This is a genomic window from Thermoplasmata archaeon, assembly GCA_038851035.1.
Taxonomy (GTDB): domain Archaea; phylum Thermoplasmatota; class DTKX01; order VGTL01; family VGTL01; genus JAWCLH01.
The window spans coordinates 433-10,664 of the sequence record JAWCLH010000011.1; the positions used below are offsets into that span (position 1 = coordinate 433).

Annotated in this window: 6 protein-coding genes; 4 read left to right on the forward strand and 2 right to left on the reverse strand. The window is 58.3% G+C overall.

The genetic code is table 11. From position 1 onward, the window contains the following. From QW379_04925 to QW379_04935, 3 genes are all read left to right on the forward strand, one after another. Window positions 1–2,868, forward strand: a 2,868-nt coding sequence (locus QW379_04925) for a hypothetical protein (protein MEM2869749.1), incomplete at its 5' end; no start/stop codon positions are given. A gap of 231 nt (window positions 2,869–3,099) precedes the next feature. Next, window positions 3,100–3,471, forward strand: a complete 372-nt coding sequence (locus QW379_04930) for a hypothetical protein (protein MEM2869750.1) — start codon at window positions 3,100–3,102, stop codon at window positions 3,469–3,471. 6 nt (window positions 3,472–3,477) lie between these two features. Next, the gene (locus QW379_04935; protein ID MEM2869751.1) at window positions 3,478–4,548 is read left to right on the forward strand and encodes a hypothetical protein; all 1,071 of its coding nucleotides are present in this window, start codon (window positions 3,478–3,480) and stop codon (window positions 4,546–4,548) included. A 49-nt stretch (window positions 4,549–4,597) separates the two neighbouring features. On the opposite strand, the gene QW379_04940 is transcribed toward QW379_04935, so the two are convergent. Then, a complete protein-coding gene (locus tag QW379_04940) occupies window positions 4,598–6,043 on the reverse strand; it encodes a lactate racemase domain-containing protein (protein ID MEM2869752.1) in 1,446 nt (481 codons plus the stop codon). A gap of 44 nt (window positions 6,044–6,087) precedes the next feature. Between QW379_04940 and QW379_04945 the strand changes: the two genes are divergently transcribed. Beyond that, the gene (locus tag QW379_04945) at window positions 6,088–6,732 is read left to right on the forward strand and encodes an AAA family ATPase (protein MEM2869753.1); all 645 of its coding nucleotides are present in this window, start codon (window positions 6,088–6,090) and stop codon (window positions 6,730–6,732) included. A 39-nt stretch (window positions 6,733–6,771) separates the two neighbouring features. On the opposite strand, the gene QW379_04950 is transcribed toward QW379_04945, so the two are convergent. Next, window positions 6,772–10,125: a carboxypeptidase regulatory-like domain-containing protein gene (locus QW379_04950; GenBank protein ID MEM2869754.1), complete on the reverse strand. Its 3,354-nt coding sequence runs from the start codon at window positions 10,123–10,125 to the stop codon at window positions 6,772–6,774. Window positions 10,126–10,232 lie beyond the last annotated feature (107 nt).

A 10,232-nucleotide genomic window follows, 5' to 3' on the forward strand; every position in this document is an offset into this window, starting at 1 on the left:
GCGATCTCTGGCAACGGCGGAGACGCTGGGGACGGAGGCCATGGGGTGTACTACTGTGGCGGTGGTGGGGGCGGTTACGGGGGTGGGGGTGGGTGCGGCCCCGGGAGCGCGGTGAAGGGCGGAAGTGCTGAGGTCTCAGGCTCGGTCGGCGCAGGGGGCGAAATAAACGCCACTTTCATAGGCGAGAGCTTCCTGAATGTCACCAATATCACGGTTTACGCCATCGGAGGAAATGGCGGCCGGGGCGGCAACGGGGGTAATGGCGGCTACTACTACGGCGGCGGTGGGGGCGCGGGGTACGCCGGCGGGGGCGGTGGCGGCTATGGCGGCAACTACGGGGGTGGGGGTGACGGGAAAGTCAGCGGCCGCGTGGGTCAGGGCGGCAACGTGGCGGTGTGCTTCATGGGCGGGCCGATGTATGTCTCCCAGTCAACCCTGGTCCTGTTTGGCGGCTCTGGAGGCAACGGAGGCAACGGCGGCGCGGGTGGTTATTACTACGGCGGCGGCGGCGGAGGTGGCTACGGAGGGGGCGGCGGGTGCTACTACACCTACTCCTCCTACCCGCAGGCTGGCTCCGGCACCGTCGAGGACAGGGTCGGCAAAGGCGGCGACTGCAGCGTGATATTCCAGTCGGACAGCGAGCCTGGAACGATGCGCGCCGCCGGAAACAAATTCTACATCGTCGGCGGAAATGGGGGCAATGGAGGCGCTGGCGGTGCTGGGGGCACCTACTACTGCTGCGGCGGCGGAGGCGGCTACGGCGGCGGCGGAGGGGCCTACTACTACTACAACGGCGGAACCGCAACTGTCGGTCCCCTTGTCGGGAACGGCGGAGACGCTAACTTCCTAGTCTACCATGTGGCACCTTCGATATCCAAACTGAACACTATCAGCCAGCTCGCCGGCAAGAACGGGAACGGAAAGACCCAGCCCGGAAAGGCCTCGGCCTCCTACTCCGGCTCCGGCTACGGTGCCGGGACGGGGAATCAGAAGAGCGCCCCCGGAAACGTGACACAGGTGATTCCAATGGGCGTTCCCCTCCTGGTTGAACCGGAGGACAAAGCAGTCGTCAATGCCATTCCCCCGACCTTTGAGTGGGAGCACATACTCTTCAGCAGCGAGGATGGCGAGGTAATCAGCTACAGCATACAAGTGGATAACAACCCAGACTTTTCATCCCCCGAAATCGAGACGGGATTAGAGCTCGAGACCAGCTTCACGCCAACGATGGAGCTCAACCAGGGCGGGACCTATTACTGGCGCATGATGGCAACCTACATGTCTGGCAACTCCTACGGCTGGGGCCCAACGCGAACATTCCAGTTCAACACAGGACCAGTGCTGAAGAAGAACATCGGCCTCCAGACTTTCAAGGAGGACACTACTGCCTACAGGCTTCTCAACCTGAGCATGTACTTCACAGACGACCTATATCCAGACCAGCTGACCTACTCGATCATAATGGAGACCAATCCGAGCCACATCCTAGGCATCGTGGAGGACAACTTCATCACGTTCACGACCCCCACCCCCGATTGGACAGGCCAGGAGAGGTTTGCGGTCAGGGCCTATGACCCGCTAGGCCTATCCGCAACCTCCAACGCCTTCACAGTCCGCGTCACTCCCGTCAACGACCCGCCGAGAATTCAGGAAATTCCTGACATTAGGGTGACTGAGGGAATGGAGCACTTCCTAGACCTCTCGCCATACATCACGGACGTGGACTCAAAGCTCGAGAGCCTCACCCTCACCACCAACTCATCCTATGCTCGGGTGGAGGGCCTAGGGCTCTACTTGAGCTACCCGGCCGGCGTGGAGGGGGAAGTGGTGGAAATCAATGTGAGTGACGAGCTCGACTATGCCACCGCCTCCTTCCGAGTCTTTGTCGAGGAGTACAACAAGCCGCCTGAGATAACTGTACCCTCCCAACCACCCTGGAATATAATAATGGTCGAAGATTCAGAATACGTAATGTACCTCATCGACAAGGCTGTAGATGAGGAGACCCCCTCGGATAAGATTGTTTGGAACGTAATCGCCGTAAACGCCGGAAACCCACCCATCTTCCGGGCAGAAATTTATGAGCAGAATGTGCTGAAAATCGTCCCAGCCCCCAACGCCTACGGCACAGGGAGCATAGTCCTTGTCGCTGTGGACGAGCAGGGCAAGGAGGACTCGAGGACCGTAGGCGTCCAGATAACCCCCATAAACGACGCCCCAATGATATCTCGAATCCCGGACGTCAAGATGATGGCCGGCACAACGAAGGACATAGACCTCTCCATGTACATCATGGACGTGGACACACCGCTCGAGGAGCTGAGGCTCGCCTCCTCATCCCCACTCGTCTCGGTGGACGGCCTCAGGGTGAGGCTATTCGTCAAAGCTGACACGGTGGAAAGGGAGGACGTGATACCCCTGACAGTATCAGACGGAACAGACACAAGCATGGGGGAGTTCCTGCTGAGAATTCTCTTCCCACCCATGATTCCGCAGGACCTCCCTGACATAAAGGTGATGGAGGACAAAACCTTCGAGCTGGATCTCAAGGAGTACTCGCTTGACAAGGACACGCCCGAAGCGGCGCTCAGGTGGGAGGTCGGCGACGTGAACGACAGATACTTCAGTGCCACAATCGACCCGAACACCCACATACTGAAGATAACTCCAAAAAGGCCTGGCCGCGACGAGATCACCCTGACAGTCTACGACCCGGACGGCGGCTCCCAGACCCAAACAATACTTGTGATAGTCAAGGCGGTCGAGAAGAAGACGGAGTTCTCAACGGGCTTCTATGTCTTCGTGGGCTTTGTGGTCATAGCGTCCGTCATAGGAGTGGTTTTGTTCGCCATGAGGAAGCGGGCATAGGTCCAGGGATTCCGGGAGGCCCCGTTCCGGGGCCTCCATTTATTATTTCCAATCGCTTCTTATCCGTAGGAACAGGCGCGGAGATCAAGGGGAGATGAGAATATGCGCAGGCGTTTGCGAACCGTGTTGGTGAGCGGCCTTTTTTTAGCTCTGCTGATGGGAAGCTTTCTGGGCCCTAGAGCAGCCGCCTCCGGCACCGGATGCTACCCCTCCCCCTCCCGGGGTGACTGGGTGGTCCGGGAGGACACCGAGGTCAGGGGCGAGAGCTTCATCGTCAGTGGCAGCATCATCGTCGAGAGCGGGGTATGCCTGCGCCTGATTGATTCGACAGTCTACATAAACTCAAGCTACCCAGGTCAGTACAGGCTACTCATCAGAGCCGGAGGTTCGCTCGAGGTCTCCGGCGGTTCAATACTACCTCTCGACTCAAGCAATCCCTACACCCTTGTTGTGGAGCACCAGCCACCGGGATGGTTATCGCCTCAGCTACTTCTCCTTCTCGGGCTCATGGTTGGCGTTGGGGTGGGTTTCCCATCCGGTGTAGCTGCCGCGGCCTATGCGTACAAGCGCTTTTTCAGCCGCAATCTCCCCCCACCTGTATGAGGGGGTGTGTATGCGGTCCGAGAGCCACAGGGGGGCCGGGAGAAGATGAGCGACCCCGGGGCCTCGCAAACCGTTTTCGACCAGGCCTCTGGATGGGTAGACCGGATAAACAACGAATATTTCAATTCCTGGGCTTCATTCGAGCTCATACGCGCCCTTTTCGAGGCTGCATCGGTCTCAGGAGAGACCCGGTTCGCCGAGCAGGCGGGGAGGCACCTGAGTAGAATTCGTAACCCATACTTCAGAATTCTGGCCGCGTGCGAGAGTGCCAAGTGCAGTATTGCGTCGGGAAAGAGGAAGGGGCTGAAGGGGCTCGTCTCTTCTCTCGAGAAGGACGCCACGACCCTCGAAAAGGAGCACTCGCGAGCCTCCGCACTCTGCGAGTGCGCCGAGGTCAGGGAGCTGCTCGGCGATTTCTCGGGCTGCGAGAGAAATCTCCAAGAGGCCCGGAGAATCTCCGACGGAATCGACAACCCCTTCTTCCGCTCGTGGGCCTGGAGCGGGCTCGTGCGGTCGGCGGCGAGGAGCGCCCACGCCACAGGACGGCCGAAGTTACTGGAGACCTACCGTCCTCTCCTCTCAAAGCTCGAAGACAAGTACCTCGAGGCATGGACCTATGCGGAGGTTGCCTGTGCCCTCTTCAGGCTCGGAGATGGGAGAGGTGCTCAATCTTGCCTCCAAAGCGCCTGGAGGACAGCGAAGGAGGTGCGGGACCCGATAAACGCTTCTTTTGCGATGGCTGAGACCGCTCAGGCCGCGGTGGTCCTCGGGGAGCGCCCGCTCGCGGAAAAGGCCCTAGCCGAGACTTCAGCTCTAATCGCCCAATGCCGCAGCGACCACCAGAAGTCCCTCGTGCTCAGCTCCTGCGCCCGGATAATGGCCAGCCTTGGCGACGTGGCGGGGGCCAAGCGTCGCATCCAGGACGCAATAGACGCAGCCCAGCTGGTTTCCTACGACTACTTCAAGTCCTGGGCGCTGAGCGGTGTGGTCAGGGCTCTAGCTTTTGTTGGGCTGGTCCAGCTTGGAAAGGGGGTCTCGCCCGCCAATCCGCGCCTTGTTCGAACTGCACAGGGCTGAATCTGGACAGGCGTTCTTCACTCCTCCGGCGTTCAGGGCGCACCCCGGCCTACTTCCAGCCCGCTCTCACAAGTAGGTTCGGGTCGGGAATGACGCAGTAGGTGGGCTTACCCTGGTGCTCCATCTGCTCTATCCAGCGCCTGAGTCTATCTTCTACAGGCTCGGCTTTATTACCTACCTGCACGAGCGGCACAAGCCTTTCCTCATCCGGCTTTAGGCCATCCTGAATAATCCATAGATGCCCGTAGCCAGTGTGCTTAAGGATGTCAAGAAGGTCCACGGGCTTCTGCTTCCCTATTTTGAAGTCCGACATTACCACCCTCTGAGTCTCGCGCATCGCCCTGTCTATGTACTCATTCTTCAGCCTTTCGGCCTCTTCCTCTCCGGTGCTCCCAAGCCGGGCCTCTAGTTCATGGAAAATGGGCGCGGAGACAGCCATCAGCCCCTTGAACTCCTCATTACCGAAACCGTCCCGGCACTCCGAGAGAAGAAGGATGTGGCCGCCCTTCTTGACCGCTTTCTTGGCTGCGTTATACGCCTTTCCCGATTGGTAGAGGTTGATTCCAGTCTGGCGGGCGCTTATGATGACGACGTCTGCCGGCTCCCTGACTCTTGCGATGTACACTTTTCCAAGCGCATCGAAGGCTCTCCTGTGGGTTTCTATCAGGTCACCGCCCTCGAGCCAGACGAGGCGCGCCTCGGGATCCATCACCGCAGTCAGTGCGTATACCCATCTCCCCTTCTTTCTCATCTCGTCGAGGAACATGCCCACGACCTTTTTCTTGTACTCGAACACCGGGTTCCCGTCCGCCGAGCCGCTCTCGACCCCGGGCGCGAAGCCGAGTTCGCCGAACATTTTGAGGTGTTCTATTCGTATTATCTCGGCCCCGCAGACGCCGGGGCATATCTGCTTTGGCCCGCCGGCGATGCCTGCGAAGTAGTGGTACTCGAGGTCATTGAGGGGGATGCAGACCTCCGAGCTGAAAACGGTATTGTTCACCTCGACCACGGACCCGTCGTCGAGGGTACCAACCCTCGCCAGCCCCTTTTTGTCGTTGTGGATTACGACATTGTCCCTGTACTCCGGCCAGGCGGAGCCCAGAATTCCGGGCATTTCTTTTTCCAGGGGGGCCCTGTGAGTTCCAGTGGCTACTACCAGCCTGATGCTCTCCCTCCCCACTCCGTATGAAAGGAGGAAGTTGAGGAGATGGGGCAGGAGGAGACGTGTGTGGTGGTTGGTTCTCGTGTGGTCGTCAACGATGATCGCCACAGCCCCTCCCTTGTAGAACTTTTCCAGAATCTCCTTCAGAGAGGGACATCTGTCCGGCGTAGAGGAGCTCGTTGCCGCCTTTAAAAAGGCTCCAGCCACGTCCTTTATCTCGGGCAAACCGGGGGGAGGTATGAGGGGGATGAGCCTCTCCTCTCTCAGGATGGATTCCGGGAGGTAATCTCTCAGCTCTCTTCCTGCGTACTCAAGCGGAGGAGCTCCATACAATGTAGCACCTTCAGACCCTAGAAAATATATTTAATATATTTTTTTTGGTCCTCAAAAGGTTAAAAAGTTCGGAGAGCATTCCAAACGAACCGAAGCGTGGACCAATGAAGGTGCTGTTGATAGCTGGAATGCCGGGAGCCGGCAAGTCGGAGGCTGTGAAGGTGGCGGAGGAGATGGGAGTCCCGGTAGTGCGGATGGGGGACCTTGTTAGGGAGGAGGTGGCTAGCCGGGGCTTCGACCTCAATAGGACGAATCTGGCCAGTGTGGCCTCAGCCGCGCGTAAGAAGCTCGGGGCGGACATATGGGCCCGGCGTACTCTGCCTAGAATTCCCCGGGCCCCTCTCGTGGTGATAGACGGTTGCAGGAGCCTTGAAGAGGCGAATTTCTTCCGGCGGACCCTCGGCCGCTCCATATTTATCGTGGGAATTCATGCCTCCCCGCGCTCGAGGTGGAAGCGCCTTAGGGAGAGAGCCCGAAGGGACGACCCGAAAACCCCGGAGGAGTTCAGGGAGAGGGATAGGCAGGAGCTGGAGTGGGGCCTAGGAGATGTTATCGCTACCGCCGACGTTATGGTTGTAAACGAGGGCCGAAAGGGCGCCCTCCGGGCCCAGATGCGCGCGCTGCTCTTGGGCCCAATCTCAGCTGACGTGTCGCTCAAGACAGAAACCACCTTTGTAGAAGTAGAATAGGCCGCGAGTTGGTGTCTGGGAAGCAGGCGGGGGCTTTCTTCAGCGCCTAAGATTGGCGCCACAGGAGGGGCACTTTCTGTCCGTGGGCTTGACCTCGGCAAAGCATTTCGGGCACTCCGCCTCTTCTTTCTCATCTTCCTCTAACTCTTCCTCCTCTTCCTCCTCCTCTTCTTCCTCGCGATACTTCGCCTCTTCTCTACGCCGCATATAGAAGTAGCCGCCGACGATTACGACCACAAGGACCACAGCACCCGCCAGCAGATACCAGTTGATCAGGCTCTCCCTGACACTGATTTTTACCCAAGCGGTGTTGTTAGTCTCGTTGAGTTCCGGGATGGCGGAGCCTACGTCGATGAAAACGGTGACGTTGTGGGTGCCCTTCCTAGGCTTCCACTCGACCTCCACCGTCTTCGTCTCACCCACCGATAGAAGTCTCACCTTTTTATCCCCGATTTTCTTTGTTCCAGCCTGGAATCGGACGGTGAAGTTCTCAGCGGCCCTCTCGCCTGTGTTGGTTACCTTCACACTGATTCTGACGGTATCTCCCTCGGCGGGGTTGCTGTTTGAGAACTCTGGCTTCGCCACGGGATGGAGCTCGGCAAAAATGAGGGGCGGGGTAATGGTGATGGTCTGGGTCGTCTCATTCCAGAACTTTCCGTCAGACACGTTCAAGGTCACCGTATATATTCCCTCTTTTTCATAGGTGTGGTTCACCACCATCGCAACGCTCTCGTTTCCCTCGACTTTGGAGCTATTGTCGCCGAAGTCCCATACGTACCAAATAATCGCCACATTGTCGTCTGCCGTCGAGGCGTTGAACTCCACGGGGAGCCTCGCGGGAGAAGTGGTCACATTCATTATGAACCGGGCGGTTGGGGTTGTGTTGTCCAGTACTGTTACCCGCAGAATGGTGACATTGAAGTTGCCCGCCTTGTCGGTAACATTCAGCGTGATATTGTAGGTACCAGGCTGGGTGTAGGTGTGGTTTATGAGCACGCCCTCGCCGCTCCGGTAGTCGCCAAAGTCCCAGTGGTATCTTACGATCTCTACGTTGTCTATGGACGCGGAGGCGTTGAGCTCCAGCGGCTCAGAGTCTTCAACAACAGTGGCGTTCTCAGGGAGGCATTGAATTCTGGCTGTGGGGGCTTCACCGTCTATCGTGACGGTCAGATACGTGGTGTTGGTCAAACCACCTGTGTCGGTTACCGTTAGCGTTACATTATAGATCACGAGCTTTGTGTCGTTTGTTGTGTTATAGGTGTGGTTGACCGAGGCCCCGTAACCCTTCTCCCCATCCCCGAACTCCCACGTGAAGTTCTCGATGCCAAAGTCGTCCGAAGAGGTCGAGGCATCGAAGTAGACGACCGCGCCCGGTCTTACCGTCTTGTTGCCGTCCGTGTCGGCGACCGGGGGTTCGTTCTTGCTTATGTTAAGGGCCACCCATTCATAAGGCAGCGCGGCTCCCGGGAGCTGGGCCATCGGGTCAACGACTACTTCGTAAGTCCCCCTGACTTCCACTGCCGGTCCCGCCTCAATAATTCTTCTCATTTCATACCCTACCGGTAGTTTAATAATGGTTCTGCTGCTCATCGTATCGCTGTCATATGTGGCGTTGATTTTGAGAATACGATGGACCGCCTCGGGAACGGTGGCGTTGGCTGTGAGGTTGTACCTGTGTACTACGGTTATGCGGCTGGTGTTTGTGGCGTTACCGGCAGCGTCGGGCGAGCTGACGGTCAGCGAGCCCTCGACGTAGGTGTACCTCACACCGTCAACGGTCAGATACTCCCTCGTGTCGCGATGGGGCGGACCGCGGGCTCTGAGGGTCTCGAGATAGGCTCCCGCCTCCTCATCGCTGACAGTTCCATCGCCGTCGCCGAAGTTGCGGTCTATGTCCCACCGGGTGGTGCCCTCAGAGGCCGTCATGAGGAGGGAAGCGGTTATGGTCAGATTGCTCCAGTCCCTGAATTCCAGCTCCTCGGTCAGGTCAGGCGGGGAGAGGGCGCTGAGGGTGATGTCGACCCTCTTAGAGCCCGTGACTCTGAGTTCCGAGACGCTCGAGCAGTACCCCGCGGCCTGCCCGATTAGCAGGAAGCTTCCGGGATAGACAGGAATTCTATAGTATCCGCCCACCGGGGTGGTGTCCTCCATGAGGTATCCCGTGTGCTCTGGATCTAGGTCGAAGAGAATCACCCTTGCCGACTGCACCGGAAGGCCCGCTGCGTCCAACACATAGCCCCAAACGGAATATACCCTCTCCGGAATTGGAGAAAGCTCGATTCCCACCGTTACATCAGACTGCCCCACCTCCAGCTTCTGGCGGTATAGGAAATAGTTCAGAGCAGATGCCTCAAGGGTAAAGTTGCCCGGGTAAGTCAGAATGGAGTAGCTCCCGGACGCGTCCGTGGTGACGGAATTGCGCGTACCATCCGCGTCTATAAGTGTGACCTCTGCACCCGCCACAGGAGCGGAGGTCTTTTTGTCCTTTACTGTGCCTCCGACCCTTGTCCCGGCCGCGGGGGCGGCACTGATGGTTACATCCTTTCTCTCCCGCTTGGCCTCAACCACATCCATTGCTCCGGAGAAGCTCAGGAAGCCCACGGCCTCGACCTTTATATCGTAGAATCCGGCGGAGAGCGTAAGTGTGTAGTAGCCCCCCTTTCCTGATACGGTTCCAATCCATTTCCCGGTGCTCCTTTCTGTGAAGGTGACCCTAGCGCCCTCTACCGGCTCCCCCTCCCTGTTTAGTACGTATCCCCACACTACGCTCGTCGCCCCGGGGACTGGGGCCAGCTCCAAATCCATAAGCTTCTCCTCACCCAGTGCAAGTCTGAAGCTCTCCTTGTAGCCGTACATACCGTCGGCCGTCACCCGCAGCGTGAAGGTCCGCCCATAACCTAGCAGGGCGAACTGGAAGTGGCCCGTGGCATTCGTTCTGGTGGAGAGCTGCTCCTCGCTAATAAGCAGAACATCCGCACCTGGAACGGCATCTCCATGCGAGCGGACAACCCCTTTTACATGGGATGTCTCGGGCGTGAGATTGACATCGAGCTGGAATTCCCTTTCAGGTATCAGTGTCACGGTCTCGTCACGGGCCGTGTAGCCCTTTAAAGAGAAGTGGACCGTATATGTGCCATCAGGGTCGGGCACTGTCAACTCGTAGCTTCCGTCAGCGGCCGTGAAGACCGGAGCGGGGCTGTACGAGGCATTGGAAAGAGCAACCTTGACATCCTCTAGGGGAAGGTGGGTGTGCCCATCGCGAACGATTCCATACAGTCTCGCCTCGCCAGTTTGTCTCCCGCCGCGGTGCATCGGTGCCGCCGCAACCGCTGTCAGCACCAGCGCCCCTGCCAGCAGAAGAGTGACCAGTTTGCCGCTGTATTGACTCATCATCTCTCTCACCGTTTGGCGTCGTTCTCCTTCTCGCCTTGACCTGCCCTGAGGCGGGTCAGGGCAAGAATACATTTACCCTTTAAAAAGGTAACTACATAGTATAACTC

Coding starts and splice junctions, on each gene's coding strand:
- QW379_04950 (MEM2869754.1), bottom strand. CDS start 10,125: ATGATGAGTCAATACAGCGGCAAACTGGTCACTCTTCTGCTGGCAGGG.